This window comes from Muricoccus pecuniae, from assembly GCF_014199205.1.
Lineage (GTDB): Bacteria > Pseudomonadota > Alphaproteobacteria > Acetobacterales > Acetobacteraceae > Roseomonas > Roseomonas pecuniae.
Window position 1 is genome coordinate 1 of the sequence record NZ_JACIJD010000044.1, and the last position, 14,499, is coordinate 14,499.

The 14,499-nt window shown below is 66.4% G+C and carries 11 protein-coding genes and 5 pseudogenes; 8 read left to right on the forward strand and 8 right to left on the reverse strand.

What is annotated here, in order from left to right; all coding sequences use genetic code 11:
* Positions 1-92: 92 nt before the first annotated feature.
* Positions 93-647, forward strand: a pseudogene (locus FHS87_RS22245) (DDE-type integrase/transposase/recombinase); the annotation flags it as partial.
* A gap of 234 nt (positions 648-881) precedes the next feature.
* Here FHS87_RS22245 and FHS87_RS22250 read toward each other — a convergent pair.
* Positions 882-2,174 carry an IS110 family RNA-guided transposase gene (locus FHS87_RS22250; protein ID WP_184521785.1) on the reverse strand — a complete coding sequence of 431 codons (1,293 nt, stop codon included), beginning with the start codon at positions 2,172-2,174 and terminating at the stop codon, positions 882-884.
* A gap of 119 nt (positions 2,175-2,293) precedes the next feature.
* On the opposite strand from FHS87_RS22250, the pseudogene FHS87_RS22255 reads away from it, so the two are divergent.
* From FHS87_RS22255 to FHS87_RS22265, 3 genes and pseudogenes are all read left to right on the forward strand, one after another.
* A pseudogene (locus FHS87_RS22255) lies at positions 2,294-2,578 on the forward strand (integrase core domain-containing protein); the annotation flags it as partial.
* Between the two features lie 68 nt (positions 2,579-2,646).
* On the forward strand, positions 2,647-4,005 hold the full coding sequence (locus FHS87_RS22260) for a sensor histidine kinase (protein WP_184521788.1): 1,359 nt from the start codon (positions 2,647-2,649) through the stop codon (positions 4,003-4,005).
* Positions 4,006-4,089: 84 nt separating this feature from the next.
* Complete coding sequence (locus tag FHS87_RS22265; RefSeq protein WP_184521791.1) at positions 4,090-4,461, forward strand: GAF domain-containing protein; 372 nt, start codon at positions 4,090-4,092, stop codon at positions 4,459-4,461.
* Between the two features lie 77 nt (positions 4,462-4,538).
* On the opposite strand, the pseudogene FHS87_RS22270 reads toward FHS87_RS22265, so the two are convergent.
* Positions 4,539-4,937, reverse strand: a pseudogene (locus FHS87_RS22270) (integrase core domain-containing protein); the annotation flags it as partial.
* Positions 4,938-5,127: 190 nt separating this feature from the next.
* Here FHS87_RS22270 and istA point away from each other — a divergent pair.
* Positions 5,128-6,657, forward strand: a complete 1,530-nt coding sequence (istA, locus tag FHS87_RS22275; RefSeq protein WP_184521795.1) for an IS21 family transposase — start codon at positions 5,128-5,130, stop codon at positions 6,655-6,657.
* Positions 6,658-6,670: 13 nt separating this feature from the next.
* Positions 6,671-7,420, forward strand: a complete 750-nt coding sequence (gene istB / locus FHS87_RS22280; RefSeq protein ID WP_184521798.1) for an IS21-like element helper ATPase IstB — start codon at positions 6,671-6,673, stop codon at positions 7,418-7,420.
* Positions 7,421-7,548: 128 nt separating this feature from the next.
* Here istB and FHS87_RS24055 read toward each other — a convergent pair.
* The 3 genes and pseudogenes from FHS87_RS24055 to FHS87_RS22295 all read right to left on the reverse strand — a co-directional run.
* Positions 7,549-7,770: pseudogene (locus FHS87_RS24055) on the reverse strand (IS3 family transposase); the annotation flags it as partial.
* Positions 7,771-7,974: 204 nt separating this feature from the next.
* Entirely contained in the window at positions 7,975-8,997 is a 1,023-nt protein-coding gene (locus FHS87_RS22290) for an IS110 family RNA-guided transposase (protein WP_184521804.1), read from the reverse strand.
* A gap of 63 nt (positions 8,998-9,060) precedes the next feature.
* Positions 9,061-9,560 (reverse strand): annotated as a pseudogene (locus tag FHS87_RS22295) (transposase); the annotation flags it as partial.
* A 41-nt stretch (positions 9,561-9,601) separates the two neighbouring features.
* Between FHS87_RS22295 and FHS87_RS24380 the strand changes: the two are divergent.
* Positions 9,602-10,444 (forward strand): histidine kinase dimerization/phosphoacceptor domain -containing protein, encoded by an 843-nt coding sequence (locus tag FHS87_RS24380; RefSeq protein WP_184521807.1) that lies wholly within the window; start codon positions 9,602-9,604, stop codon positions 10,442-10,444.
* Between the two features lie 798 nt (positions 10,445-11,242).
* Positions 11,243-11,593, forward strand: a complete 351-nt coding sequence (locus FHS87_RS22305; RefSeq protein WP_184521810.1) for a hypothetical protein — start codon at positions 11,243-11,245, stop codon at positions 11,591-11,593.
* A gap of 837 nt (positions 11,594-12,430) precedes the next feature.
* On the opposite strand, the gene FHS87_RS22310 is transcribed toward FHS87_RS22305, so the two are convergent.
* The 3 genes from FHS87_RS22310 to FHS87_RS22320 all read right to left on the reverse strand — a co-directional run.
* Entirely contained in the window at positions 12,431-12,967 is a 537-nt protein-coding gene (locus tag FHS87_RS22310; protein WP_184521813.1) for a response regulator transcription factor, read from the reverse strand.
* A gap of 1 nt (position 12,968) precedes the next feature.
* Positions 12,969-14,288, reverse strand: coding sequence for an ATP-binding protein (locus FHS87_RS22315; protein WP_184521816.1), 1,320 nt, complete (start codon positions 14,286-14,288; stop codon positions 12,969-12,971).
* Positions 14,288-14,499: SURF1 family cytochrome oxidase biogenesis protein (locus tag FHS87_RS22320; protein WP_281394591.1), on the reverse strand; the 212-nt coding region annotated here is incomplete at its 5' end. The genes FHS87_RS22320 and FHS87_RS22315, both read right to left, overlap by 1 nt.

Consider the following 14,499-nt stretch of genomic DNA (forward strand, 5'->3'; position numbering starts at 1 on the left):
GAGAACCGCAATCTCCGTCATGGGTCAGCTCCCTCACGCCCCGGTTGCCCGGCCAGCCTACGCCAGCAGGACTGAGGGGCGGGCCATCCCATAAAACTCTGACGCCTGGTCGCCGGCGCGAGCTCGTCCGCCACGTGCAGGACGTGTTCGGGGTGAGCGAGCGGCGGGGCTGCGCGGCGCTGCGCTTCCACCGCTCTTCCCAGCGCTATCGCGCTCGCCGGGACGGCCAGGCGCACTTGCGGATGCGGATCTGCGAGATCGCGGCGGTTCGGGTTCGCTACGGATATCCGCGCATTCACGTCCTGCTCCAGCGCGAAGGTTGGCGGGTGAACCGCAAGCGCGTTTACCGGCTGTACCGCCTGGAGGGGCTGAGCTTACGGCGCAAGCGGCCCAGGCGGCACGTTACGGCCGCACGCCGGACGGAGCGAGAGGCCGCCACGCGGGCGAACCAGCACTGGTCGATGGACTTCGTGTCGGACGCGCTGTTCGACGGGCGCCGGATCCGGGCTCTGACGCTGGTCGACAACTTTACCCGCGAGGCGCTCGCGATCGTCGTGGACGGCAGCATCCGCGGCGAGCATGTGGCGCAGGTCGTGGAGGAAGTGGCGGCCCAGCGCGGCGCACCGGGACTGATCAGGGTAGATAACGTCCTAGATCGAGAAGGCGCGGGACGGTTTGGCCAACAAGTCTCCATCGCCAGCTTGCACTGACGTCAGAACGCGCAGCAACACAAAACCAGGTGGCCTCCACCGTGATGGGGGAGCTCTCGACCATAGCAAACACAGGGTTCGCCGGTGGCACCCGCACGCTTGCCGGTGCCACCGCGGCCCTCACCGTCCTCGAGACGAGATGCAGACCCAGGTGGAAGACCCGAACATTATCTACAGGGTCGCGGATGCGCCCTCACGGCTCCGACAGAGAGGGGTTCTTCCACCTGGCACCGGTCCCTCGACGAAGGGCCGGTAGTCGACACCGCCTTTGATGATCGCGTGGACCACGCGGGCCATCTTGGCGGTGATGGCAGTGAACGCCTTGCGCCGGAGGTCCGGGTCGTCCCGGTCCTTGGCGACATAGCGCTCGAACTTGGCGCGGAAGCCGTTCTCCCGCTGGCGGATGGCGACCTGGGCGGCCATCCAGAGCGTCCGGCGCAGGCGGGCGTTGCCGCGCTTGGACAGCTTCGTCTTGCCGCGGAACCCGCCGGACTGGTGGGTCGCGAGATCCAGGCCGCAGAACTTCAGGAACTGGCGGTGATGCCCGAACCGGCGCAGGTCGCCGGCCTCGGCGAGAATGGCAAGCGCGTTGATCGGCCCGATGCCGGGCACCTGCTGCAGGCGGCGGAAGTCGGCGTGCTCGCCCAGCAGCTCGCCGGCGAGCCGCTCGATGGTGTCGCGCTGCGCAATCAGGTGCCGTGCCTCGGCGATGACGAGGCGGAACATGGTGATGGCAGGTGCCTCGGGCGGGATCGGCAGGGCGATGGAGGTCTGGGCGGTGTCGTAGATGTCGCCGAGCAGGCGCGCCTTGGCGACCTTGCGGCCGACGAGGTCCCAGGCGGCTGCGATGAAGGCCTCCTTGCTGAGGGCGGTGATGCTGCTTGGCACAGGGAAGCGCTCGAGGAGAGCGAAGAACCAGTCGCTGCGGGTGTTGTTCCGGAAGCGGTCGACCTCGGGGAAGTACAGGGGCAGGTAGTGGGTCTGGATGCGGTGGAGCGCCTCGGTCTTGGCCTTTGACACCACCTCATGCGTCATCGACAGCTCCTGGATGTCGTTGATCCCGTGTTCCAGCGGGTCGTGGTAGGGCTTGGCGGCTCCGATCCGGAGCATGTGCAGGATCACCTGGGCGTCCTTGGGATCGTTCTTGTCCCAGCCGTTGTGGAGCGCCTCGCGCGTGCGGGCCAGGGCGACCGAGGAGATCAGCCGCACGTCGAAGCCGGCCTGCACCAGCCGCCAGGCGAGCGGGCGGTGGTAGTGGCCGGTCGGCTCCAGGCCGACGGTCACCGGGCGCTCCAGGGCGTTCAGTGCGGCCACCAGCCGGTCGTGCTCGGGGCGGGTGTTGGTCACCGTCATCCTGCGGCGCCGCCGAGCCTCGGGCACCTCGATCAGCACCTCGTTCCTGAGCTTGGCGACGTCGATGGCGACAAGGACAGCAGCAGGGGGTGTAGGCTGGGACCTGGTCATGGCCGGTTGGCTCCTCTCCATGTGGCTGGACACCATCACTGTGGAGGCTCGCTGGCCGGTCGTGGCCGCCTTTGAACCGGATCGATCCCAGACCCGGTTCAACCTTCCCGATGTGCTACGGACCGGAGTTCGTCTCGAAGGTGCTGGACCGCTGGGCCTATGAGCGCGGCGTGACGCTCGACTTCTCCCGGCCGGGCAAGCCGACCGACAACGGCTTCATTGAATCCTTCAACGGGCGGCTCCGGGACGAATGTCTGGACACGCATTGGTTCTTGTCGCTGGAGGACGCCAGGAGCAAGATCGAAGCCTGGAGGAGGGACTATAATGCGTCCCGGCCTCACAGTGCTCTGGGGCACATGACGCCCCTTGAGTTTGCTGCCCAGGAAGCCCGAAATGGCTCCTGAAGAGGTCGGAAGGCTCTCCCGGGAGCCGGACCAGTTTCGGGTATAGGGTCACCACCGCGGGCAGGCCCGTGATCTCCACCTTCCAGCCACTCGACCCTGGGATGGCCGGGGCTCCAGAGGAAAAGCGACGGGTACTGCTCCTGGCTTTCAGCCCCAACCGCCTTGCCGCCTTGTTGGAGCGTCAGCACTTCGAGGAGCGGGGCGGCTTCGTCGTCCTGACCGACGGCAATAACCGGGTCATGGCCCGGTCGTCCGAGCATGAGAGATTTCTGAACCAGGTCTCGCCTCCCTGGTACGTTGAGGCAACCAGCAACCAGAGCCAGGGGCTGGTGCGTGGGAACCAGTCGCTGGCCGGGCACCGGGGCCTGCTCGCCTTCGAGCGCCTCGAGCGCGCCCCTTCCTGGGTGGTCGCCGTGGTCACGCCTTTCGACCCCTATGTGGGGCAGTGGCGCGGCCCGGCCCTGCGCTACGCGGCCGGTTGCGCCTTGCTGGCCGCCGTGGCCGCCCTGCTTGCCCTTCTCATTGCCAGGAAGCTCCTGAGGCCGTTGCAGGCCCTCGCGCGCGACGCGGACAGCCTGGCCCAGGGCGGGGTCCCGACCTCGGTGGAACCCGAGCGCATCGCGGAGGTGGAAGCGTTGCGACAGGCGCTGTGGCGCTCGGTTTCCGCGCTCCGCGCCCAAGGTGCGGCGGAAGGGCGCGCAACCGCCGCAGAGGAGGCGGCAGCGGGTCTGCGTGAGGCCGCACGCCGACGGGAGCTCTTGGTCGGAGAGCTGAACCACCGAGTCAAGAACCTGCTCGCCACCGTGCAGTCGCTGACATTCCTGACCCTGCGCGGGACGGACGGCAACCCCGAGCGCTTCGCCCAGAGTCTCACGGGGCGGCTGCAGACCTTGGCGCAGGCTCATGACCTCCTGACCGAGGCTGACTGGGAAGGCGTCGATGTGGATGCTGCCGTGAGAGCTGCCCTCGCTCCCTGGCGCGCCGATAGCCGCATCTCGGTCACCGGTCCACAGGGTGTGCAGCTCGATCCTTACCAGGCGCAGGCCCTGGTGCTTGCCCTGCACGAGCTCTGCACCAACGCAATCAAGTACGGCGCTCTTTCGGCGGACAGCGGACGCGTCGAGATCACCTGGCGAGTGCGCGACGAGAGAAGCCCTAGAGATACGCCCTGGCTGGAGTTCCAATGGCGGGAGCGCGGTGGTCCCGAGGTACGTCCCGCCACCCACTCCGGCTTTGGATCGCGCCTCTTGGAAAAGGGCCTGCCGCGTCAGCTAAAAGGAGACGCCAGCCTCTCCCTGCTGCCCGAGGGAGTTGAGTACCGGCTCGGAGCGCCGCTGAGGAGAGGGTCTGAAGCTGACGCCGCCGCCCCTCTAGTCGAGTTCCCGGCAGCGGAGGGAGCCGAGGACGGCGGGGGTAGCGCCCCTTAACTTAATGTAAGCTGCGGATCTGGGCGGCGACGCGATCCTGAACTTGCAGTAAGGCGGACCGGAACGATCCCTGGGTGAACCTTAATGGCTCTGGAAGCCGCCTTCTCTGGCGACCCGCAGATGGCGCGTGTCCGCCGTTATCAGGAGATCCTGACCGACTTCGGTCGGATAGCGCCCCAGGCCAGTAGCATTGACCGCCTTCTACAGCTCGCCTGTGTTCAGGCAGTGCGTGGGATCGGCATTGCCCATTCCAAGATCATGCGTTTCCGACCTGAAACAGGTGATCTGCTGGTCGTGGCAGGCGTCGGGTGGAAGTCAGGTGTGGTGGGGCATGTCACCCTCGGCACGGACATCGCATCCGCACCCGGTCGGGCGTTGCAAACCCGCGAACCCGTCGTGATCGACGACCTGCCGAACGATCCTGAATTCCGCCACCCACCCGTTCTGCGCGAGTGACCAGCCCCCACGAGGAGGTCCGGCCAAAATCTTAGTGGATCCTGGCGATGGTCTGCGCCCCAACTTTGGTCCGGGCTCTATGCAAGTTCTCGGGCTGGTTGAGCTTGGTTGGCGAAGGCGCTCGGGGTCAAGTTCCCAAGCGCTGAGTGGGGTCTCTCCTCGTTGTATTGGCACCTCCATTCCTCGATGCGGGTCCTGGCGTCGGCCAGGGACAGGAACCACGAGGCGTTCAGGCACTCGGCCCGGAGCCGGGCGTTGAACGCCTCGATGAACGCGTTGTCCGTGGGTTTGCCGGGGCGCGAGAAGTCGGTCTCCACCCCGTTCAGGTAGGCCCAGTGGTCGAGCAGGCGACCGGCGAACTCCGGGCCATTATCAACCCTCAGGCTCTTCGGCTTGCCCCGAGCGCGCACGAGCTGATCCAGGACCTCGACCACCTGAGCCGCCCTGAAGTTGGCTCTCGGATGTGTCGAGAGTGCGGATTCCGGAGCAAGTCGGCACCTGATTCCGATTTGAAGTCGGCACCTGATTCCGGGATGAAGTCGGCCATTCCGATTTGAAGTCGGCACCCCTGTTGGGGTGGGTGGTTGCTCGACCGCTGGGCGAGGCCCGGGTCTCCCTTCTCGCTGGATGCGAGGGGGAGCCTGGATGCCAGCCGAGAGAGTGTCGATGCGACGAGTCCGAGAGATTCTGCGGCTGAAGTATGAGGCGGGCGCCTCCGACCGGGCGATCGGCCTTGCGGTTGGGGTGGCGCGCAGTACGGCGCGGCTGTGCCTGGACCGGGCGGCCGCGGCTGGCCTGACCTGGCCGCTGCCGGTGACGCTGACGGACGGCGCGCTGGAGGCGCTGCTGTTCGCCGGCGGCGGAGCGGTTGGCGGACTGCGGCGCAAGGCGGAGCCCGACTGGGCGGAGGTGCACCGGGAGCTGCGCCGGCCTGGCGTGACGCTGATGCTGCTGTGGGACGAGTACCGGGCCGCCACCCCAGGCGGGTACCAGTACAGCCGCTGGTGCGAGCTCTACCGGGGCTGGGAGGGCAGACTGTCGCCGACGATGCGGCAGGCCCATCCGGCAGGCGAGCGGCTGTTCGTCGACTTTGCCGGGCAGACGGTGGAGGTGATCGATGCCGCCACCGGAGAGGTGCGCGCGGCGCAGGTGTTCGTGGCTGTGCTGGGGGCGTCGAGCTACACCTATGCTGAGGCGGTGTGGACCCAAGGGCTGCCGGATTGGATTGGCGCCCATGTGCGGGCGCTGGAGTTCCTCGGCGGGGTGCCGCGGCAGATCGTGCCTGACAACCTGCGGGCAGGCGTGCTGCGGGCCAACTGGTACGAGCCCGGGCTCAACCCGACCTACGTCGACCTGGCGGCCCATTACGGCACGGCGATCCTGCCGACGCGGGTGCGCCGGCCGCGTGACAAAGCCAAGGTCGAGGCCGGGGTGCTGGTGGTCGAGCGCTGGATCCTGGCGCGGCTGCGGCACCAGCGGTTCGCCTCGCTCACGGCGCTGAACGCGGCCATCTCCGGCCTGTTGGCTGACCTGAACACCCGGCCGATGCGCCGGCTCGGGGTCAGCCGCCGCCAGCTGTTCGAGGAGCTGGACCAGCCCGCCCTGGCGGCCCTGCCATCCGAGCCGTTCGTCTATGCCGAGTGGCGCATCCGCCGGGTCGGGCTCGACTATCATGTCGATGTCGAGGGCCACTACTACTCGGCGCCGCACCGGCTGCTGCGCCAGCAGGTGGAGGCCCGCGTCACGGCCCGGACGGTGGAGCTGTTCCACAAGGGCGAGCGCGTCGCCGTCCATGTCCGTGGCGGGCTGCGCGGCCGGCATACCACCCTGCCGGAGCACATGCCGCAGGCGCACCGGCGCCATGCCGAATGGACCATCGAGCGGATCGGCCGCGAGGCGGCCGCCATTGGCCCGGCCACCGCGGCGCTGACGGCGATTATCCTCGAGAGTCGCCCCCACCCGGAGCAGGGGTTCCGCGCCTGCCTGGGCATTCTGCGGCTGCTGCGGACCTACGGGCAGGAGCGGCTGGAGGCGGCCTGCGGCCGCGGCCTGGAGATCGGCGCCCGGTCCTACGGCTCCATCCAATCGATCCTGCAGCACGGCCTCGACCGCCAGCCGGCGCCACGCCGGCCGCGGGAGGGCGACGAGCTGCCCCTGCTGCACCCGAACATCCGGGGCTCCGGCTACTACCATTGAGGAGAAACAGCCCATGCTGACCCACCCCACCCTCGACCAGCTGCGCCAGCTTGGCCTCGCCGGCATGGCGAGAGCCTTCGAGGATCTCTCTGCCCAAGCCCAGGGCGGCGAGCTGGCGCCGGCCGAGTGGCTCGGCCTGCTGCTCGACCGCGAGATCGCCGACCGGCACGACCGTCGGCTCAAGGCCCGGCTGCGGTTCGCCAAGCTGCGCCACCAGGCCAGCGTCGAGGACATCGACTGGCGCTCCAGCCGCGGCCTCGACCGCGCCCTGTTCCAGAAGCTGACGCTCGGCGGCTGGATCGAGGCGCGGGAGAACCTGATCATCGAGGGGCCGACCGGCGTCGGGAAGTCCTGGCTGGCCTGTGCCCTTGGCCAGAAGGCCTGCCGCGACAACCACTCCGTGCTCTACCAGCGGGTGCCACGGCTGTTTGCCGATCTCGGCCTGGCCCGCGGCGATGGCCGGCATGCCCGGCTGATGCGCACCCTCGGCGCGGTGAAGCTACTCATTCTGGACGACTGGGGCCTCGAGCCGCTCGGGCCAGAGCAGGGGCGCGACCTGCTAGAACTGGTCGAGGACCGCTACGGCCGTGGCGCCACGCTGATCACCAGCCAGGTCCCCGTCGACCGCTGGCACGACCTGATCACCGGCAATCCAACCCTGGCCGATGCCATCCTCGACCGCCTCGTCCACAATGCCCATCGCGTCCATCTGCGCGGCGACAGCCTGCGCCGAAAGCTGTCCTCCAAACCGATCGAGGCTTGACCCGAACCGCACACCCGATGAAGACAACCATCAGCCCGGTGACGAGCGGCCACCCATGCCGACATCATCCGGAATCACCTGCCGACATCGCGTCGGAACAGGATGCCGACATCGCCGGAATCCGCAGTCGAGAGCCCCTCTCGCGTGTGGATGTCCACCACCGTCAGGATCCGGATCGGGCGCCCGTCGAACAGCTGGTCGGACATGAAGTCCATCGCCCAGATCTCGTTCGGCGCTGCCGCCCCTGGACGCCCTTGCCGGTAGCGCCAGGCCCGCTTGCGGCGGGGCAGCTTGGAGCGGATCGCCAGGCCCTCCTCAGCGTACAGCCGGTAGGTACGCTTGTCGTCTAATCGCGGTCAACCTTCCTTTCCGATGGACATCCCTGTGCCGCGGACCTTGTCGTCTTCGAGGTCGAGACGAGCTCGCCTCATCATGGCCCTCGCCAGCTGGTCCCCCGATGTGATTCACGCGCTCCCGTTCGGGCCGCACAAGCAAACTCGGGGTGACCTGGCCAGCGTCCCGGCTGGGACGTCCCTCGCCCGGTAGACGAGAGCTCAGTGGGCCGGTACGGCCTCGAACTCGGTGCCGTCCAGCCAGATGCGGTGCAGGATCGTGGCCAGCTTGCGGGCGACGGCCACCTTGGCTTTGCGGCTGCCGATCCGCTTGGCCAGGCTCAGGCCCCAGCTTCGAAGGGCGCAGTCCTTGCGCACGCGCGTCATCAGCGCGTTCGCCGCCTCGAACAGAAGGCTGCGCGCCGTGCGGTCCCCTGCCTTCGAGATGCGTCCGGCCAGGTCGACCTCGCCGGATTGGTAACGCTTCGGCGTGAGCCCGAGATAGGCCCCAACATCGCAGGAGCGCCGAAACCGGGTGGGATCATCGAGCGCCGTCACGAAGGTCAGTGACGTGATCGCGCCTACTCCCGGGACCGTCGCCAGACGGCGGCAGACGTCTTGGTCACGCGCGATCCTCACAAGCTGCCGCTCAAGTGCGACCTTCTGCTCGCCCGCGGCCTTCCAGGCACATACCAGGGCACCTATCGCGTCGCGTACCATCGGATCATCCGGACACTCAGCGTCCACAGCCCGCTCGAACGTCCCTCCGGTCCCCGCCCCCAGGACGACGCCGAAGGTCTTCAGCAAGCCGCGGATCTGGTTGTAGAGGCCTGTCCGCACCTCGACGAGCTGACGCCGTGCCGCGAGGATGGCCCGTACCCGGCAGCTCTGCATGCTCTTGACCGCCACCGGCCGGTACCAGCCCGAGCGGACCACCTGAGCGATGCCATGAGCGTCGTTGGTATCGGTCTTGTTGACCTGCAGCGACAAGGCCGCGGCGACATGGCGGGCATGCAGGCACTCAATCGGGACGCCCAGGGCCTTCAGGCCATGCCACAACCAGATGGCAAGCGGCCCGCTCTCCATACCGACTTTGATGGCGCCCGGCGCCCGCTGCCCCAGCACCTCAGCAATAGCGTCGGGCCGCGAGGGGCACTTGCCGCGCCAGGTACGACGGCCCTCCGCATCGACGATGCAGATTTCCGTCTCCTTCTGCGACACATCCAGACCGACGTAGAGCATCATCGCATCCTCCAGCGTGTGGAACTGGGACGGAGCCTACTCCCCTCCCAGATGCGATTAGGCCATGTGGTTCACCGGCCACCCCTCACGCCGCAGCAGCACGTGCAGGCGCCGGTAGCCATACCGCACCCTCGCCGCGGCCAGGTCGCGCAGCCGCATCCGCAGCTCCGTCTGCGGGTCTCGCCGCGAGCGGTAGCGTTGCGACGAGCGGTGGAACCCTGTCGCGTAGCAGGCCCGCCGTTCACCGATGGCGTAGGCGCCCTGCAGATGGCGCACCACCTCTCGACGAACCGCGGGCCTCACCATTTTCTACGCAGCACATCCTGCAGCATGGTCTTGTCCAGGCTCAGATCGGCGACCAGCCGCTTGAGCTTGGCATTCTCTTCCTCCAACTGCTTCAGTCGTCGGATCTCCGCCGTCCCCATCCCGGCAAACTGCTTCTTCCACCGGTAGAAGGTCGGCTCCGAGATGCCGAGCTTGCGGCAGATCTCGGCGACCGCCGTGCCGCTCTCCGCCTGCCTCAGGGCAAAGGAGATCTGCTCGTTTGTGTACCGTTTCTGCTTCATGGCACCGCCCCCTCCTCAGGGGCTTACAGTGCCCGAAAAACTTGCGCCCCGGCCGGACCAGTTTCCGGGGTCAGGACCACGAGCATGGCATCGTCTCAGCTCTGAACGTGCCTATCATCCTTGATGGAAGCGGCTGGGGCGTCCTTGAGGTGGACAGTAACGTACCTCGGCACTTCGGGGTGGATGACACGCAGTTTTTGTCCGGCTTGGCTAATACGCTCGGCTTGGCCCTGCACGGCAAATTGGGGCTGATCCAGGCCGCCGAAGCAGCCGCCCACGCCACTCTCGCCCTAGCCAAGGAGCGAACGCTGCTTGCGGAGCTGAGGCACCGCAGCAAGAACGACCTTCAACTCGTCCTTGCCATGCTGGTGATGCAGAAGCGCAAGCAGACGGACGAGCAGTCCAGGCGAGGCTTCGACCATCTCATGAACCGGGTCGCGGCCATCAGCATCGCTCACGACCAGCTTATGCCGAATGGAGGGGGAGGGAAGGTCGAATTGGCCGAGTATTTTCGGTCCCTCTGCGGGAACTTGGCGCAGCGCCGGGAAGATGTCTGGATCGAGACAGATTTGGTTCCCATCGAGCTGCCGCACGAGGAGGCCGTCGCGCTCGCCCTCATTGTGAACGAGCTGGTGACGAACGCGCTGAAGTACGCCTTCCCGGAAGGGCGGAGCGGCAAGATCAAGGTAATGTTCAGGACCACGGAACAGGGCGAAGGCTGCCTCCAGGTGCGTGACAACGGTGTAGGCATGGGGTCGCCGCGTGCAGGCGGGTCGGGGTCAGAACTGATCGAACGCCTCGCTCAGCAGTTGAGCGGCCGGATCGAACGGGAGAAGCTGCTGGTGGGCACCGGCTTTGCGATCTCCTTCCCACTGGTGACCTGATCCCGGCCTTTGTTCGCACCGCGCCCGCTGCGCCTCCTCCTCCAGCATCAGCAGCGCCGGGCCATGACTGTAGCGCCGGTAGTTCCAGGCCACGTTTACGTCCACCGATCTGGCATGGTCCACTGAAGCGGGCGCCGAGCGATCCCCCATACTGATGCTCTTACGTTGGAAGGGCCCACCCAAGGGAGGGTGCACGTCTCGTTGCCAGATACGATCGGTTCGCGTTTGATCGGATGGACCTGACCGAGTTGAGGGATGCCTGGAGCCAGATAGTCCCATTGGGCAAACCGAGATGGTTTGGCCTCCAACATTTTTGATCAACCGGCAGATGCGTGTGAATAGACGTATGTTAATGGTGTCACGCCCTTAGCCTGGCGGCGGCCCTCCTACCCGCCTTGTTCTTGGAGCCTAGAGCGAGGTGTCGAGAAAGCATGGCACGGTCATCCAAGCGCTTCCCGCAACCGCCCTACGCCGGCTGCGAATCCCGCTTTGTCGAGGTAGATGGCAGGTACGTTTACGTGTTTGCCGACGACGGTGCGATCCTGGGACGTGGAGAGGCCTCATCGCCACGGGTGATTGCATCGCTTTTGGACGAGTTCTGCCGGTGGCGTGCGAACATCAGCCGCGAGCCAGCCTGAGGTGATCAGCCTCCTGCCTCCCTGGCTGGCCCTGACCTGCATCGCTGTCTGTAGCGCCAGAATCGGCACCGTGATCGTGTTCGATGATGCCGTGCCATTATGGCTGTTGCTCGCAGCTATGGCGCTCGCCCTCGGCGCCCTTTGACGATGGTGATGTGAGGTGACACCCGAGCCGGATTGTGTTGCGGAGGGCCTGGCACAACTGGCCGCTATGGCCGTCGATCTTGCCCGGCTCATTCACGCCAATACCGGCCAGATGTCCTACCATACGGAGCTCGGCAGTTTGAGCTTCGGTTTCGTGGCAGGAGCGGTGGGCAGCCTGAGTATCGCGGTGAATTGGCAGGGCCTGCGCCGCCTGCAGATACGCCAGCCTGCCAGCCAAGTCCTACCGCGGGTCGTTGAACCGTTGGACGACGACGGGCTCTGGGTGGCGGAGGTGATGGACACGCTGGGTGACCTGCGGCGATTTATCGAGGCTAGAGGCGCAAGGTCGGGAGGTCCGCCTGCGTAATCTAGCTCGGCGCCCACCCACTTCAGATTCCGTGGACGTCGAGTTTATCGCCGAAAGTGGGGCTGGAGAGAGGATGGGGCGCTCAGCTCGAAGCTGCTATGCTTGCATCCAACGGCTGAAGAGCCAGGAGCGGGGCAGCTGATCCGCAGCAGCCAAAGCAGCGGGCCTGCGGCATAAAAGAGCTACGCGAATTGAGATTATGTGCCCAACGGAAGCACAGTTGGAGTTGGCTCGACGCCAGATCAGGGAAACAGAGGAGAGGATTGCTGCGCGTATCAAGGCAATCACTCTCCTCGGGTGGGCCAACTGCGGGGAGGGCGTCATCACCGGCCTGATCCTTCTGGAGAGCCATCGGACATTGCTTCAGGTCCAGAAAGATCACCTTGCGGCGTTAGAGGAAGATCGGCTCAGAGGTCCCCAGCCTGATTTTTCCTGAGCGCTTAGTACCCGTCGCACCGGCCCCCTCATGGGTGGCTGCGCCGCCGCCGTCCATACCGAGTTGGAGGTGGCGGGCGTTGAGTTCGCTGTAAAAAACCGGCGGTGGGGCTGGGGTGAAGCTGCGGGCGCCGAACCGGGCATAGTACTGTAGCCCGAAGGGTGACTGGCCAGTTCAACAGAATACCAGCAGGTAGGAACCCGACTTCCCTGCCGCGAAATCTTAACCAAAGATCAATATCAAAAGTCGTGGTGGGTTCGGAGGCGAGCTCGGCAATTCGGTCCTCCTGGGATCGCTCCCCTTACGCCCAAGCCACAGGCTTCCGGCCTCGGCGCGACCGCGGCGCCTGTAGCGGGAGGGGGGAGCGAGTTCGTGGCTAAGCAGGAACGGACCTCTTCTCTTCACGGGATGACGCGCTTTTCCAACTTCCTGGCCAGCGTACGACGGTGCATGCCGAGACGGCGGGCTGTCTCCGAAATGTTAAATCCCGTCTCGACCAGCATCTCGTTGATCCTCTCCCATTCCAGCGTTCTGATTGAGGCTGTGGAGCGGTTGGTCACGGCGACATCCGGGTTCCCGGTCACTCTCTCAAAGGCAGCCTCGATGTCGTCCGTGTTGGACGGCTTGGCGAGGTAGTGGCAGGCGCCAAGCTTGATAGCTTCCACCGCCGTAGTGATGCTGGCGAAGCCGGTCAGCACGACAATGCGCATGGCCGGGTCGCGCGCGTGCAGCATCTGCACACAGGGCAAGCCCGAGGCGGCCTTGAGCTTGAGGTCCACTACGGCGAATCCCGGTATGTCCCTATCCAGCAGGACGTCCAGGTCCTCCGGTCCCGCCGCGAGCTGGACGCGGTAGCCGCGCCGCTCAAAGGAGCGTTGCAACGCACGGGCGAAGGTCGCGTCATCCTCCACAATGACGAGCGAGCGCGCATACTCCACCTCAGGCCTCCGTTCCGTGTACGGGTGCGAGCGGGAGAACGAGCCGGACCTCGGCCCCACCGTCGGGGAAATTGGTGGTCTCCACCCGGCCGCCGAGGCGCCGCGCCACCGTGACCACCAGGAAAAGGCCTACGCCGTGGCCTGCGCCCTTGCTGGACCGGTGGGGCTGGCCAAAGTGACGCAGCATCTCTGGTGGGAAGCCCGGGCCGTGGTCACGCACTGTTAGAACCAGCATGTCGCCGCTCCGGGCGGCCGAGAGGTGGACCTGCCGTGGAGACACGTCCGCCGCGTTCTCAAGCAGGTTCCAAACCGCCTGACGCAGGGCCGGATCGGTCACCACCGTCGCGCCGTCTGTCACGGCGCATCTCTGGTCCAAGGGTACGGCGGGGTGCGCGGAACGCCACGACCTCGCCACTTCCTCAATGAAGTGGCAGACATCCATGCTCCCCATCATCTCACTCCTGGGCTGACCGGCCGAGTGGAGGATGTCGGTCACGATCGATTTGCAGCGCTGCACCTCGGCCTGCATCTCCCGCAGCTCGCCCATCAGCTCGGGGTCCGATGCAAGCCTGGGCATGCGCTGCCAGTCGCTGAGGATCACGGAGAGCGAGGCGAGAGGAGTGCCGAGCTCGTGCGCGGCCCCCGAGGCGAACAAACCCATGCGGACGATGTGATCCTCCTCGGCCGCGTGCTGACGCATGGCGGCCAGATAGCTCTCGCGCGCGCGGAGGTTCCTGCTGATGCGAGCGATGAACAGCGCCAGCAGCATCGCTACCAGCGCGAAGCTCAGCCAGCGGCCCAGCGTGTAGAGATCGGTGACCTCGCCCAGCAGCCCCGGCGGAAATGCCAGCGGGCGCTGCCGGTAACTCAGGAGGGCGAAGCAGCCCGTCGTGACCAGGACCAAGATCCAGACCAGCCCTGTCCTGAGCAGGATCCCGCCGAGCACGACCTGGACGAGGTAGAGGGCAGTGAATGGGTTGTCGGCTCCGCCCGTCAGGTAGAGTTGCGTGGTCAGCGTGCTGACGTCGAAAAGCAGTGCGAGCAGGAATTCGAGATCGGTCACGCGATGGTGGCCGAGCATGAGCGTGCTGGCCAGGTTCGCCAGGGCGAGCAGCCCCACCACCCCAAGCAGCGCTCCCACTGGCAGCGACACGCCTATCCCGAAGTGCACGACGGTGATGGTGAACAGCTGGCCGGCAACAGCCAACCAGCGCAGCTGGATCAGCTGCCGCATGTTCTCAGTCGCGATCGCGTCCGGCGCCGATTTCGGCTGCAGTGCGAACCGTCCGCGGCGGGTCAGTGCTAGAAGTGGGGTATCCATCAGGCCCGCTCCTCCTCGGCGCGTCCTGTCCTCAGAATCCAGAGCCCGCCCAGGCAGAGCGCCGCCAGCCCAAACCATGTCAACGCGTAGACGAGATGGCTGTTGCGGAAGGCGACCACCGTCAAACCGCCGACGGGATAACCGCCCGGGTTAGGTGTCGCGTCCACGTCGATGAAGTAGGGCGCGACCGGGCCAAGGCCGCGCGCCGCGG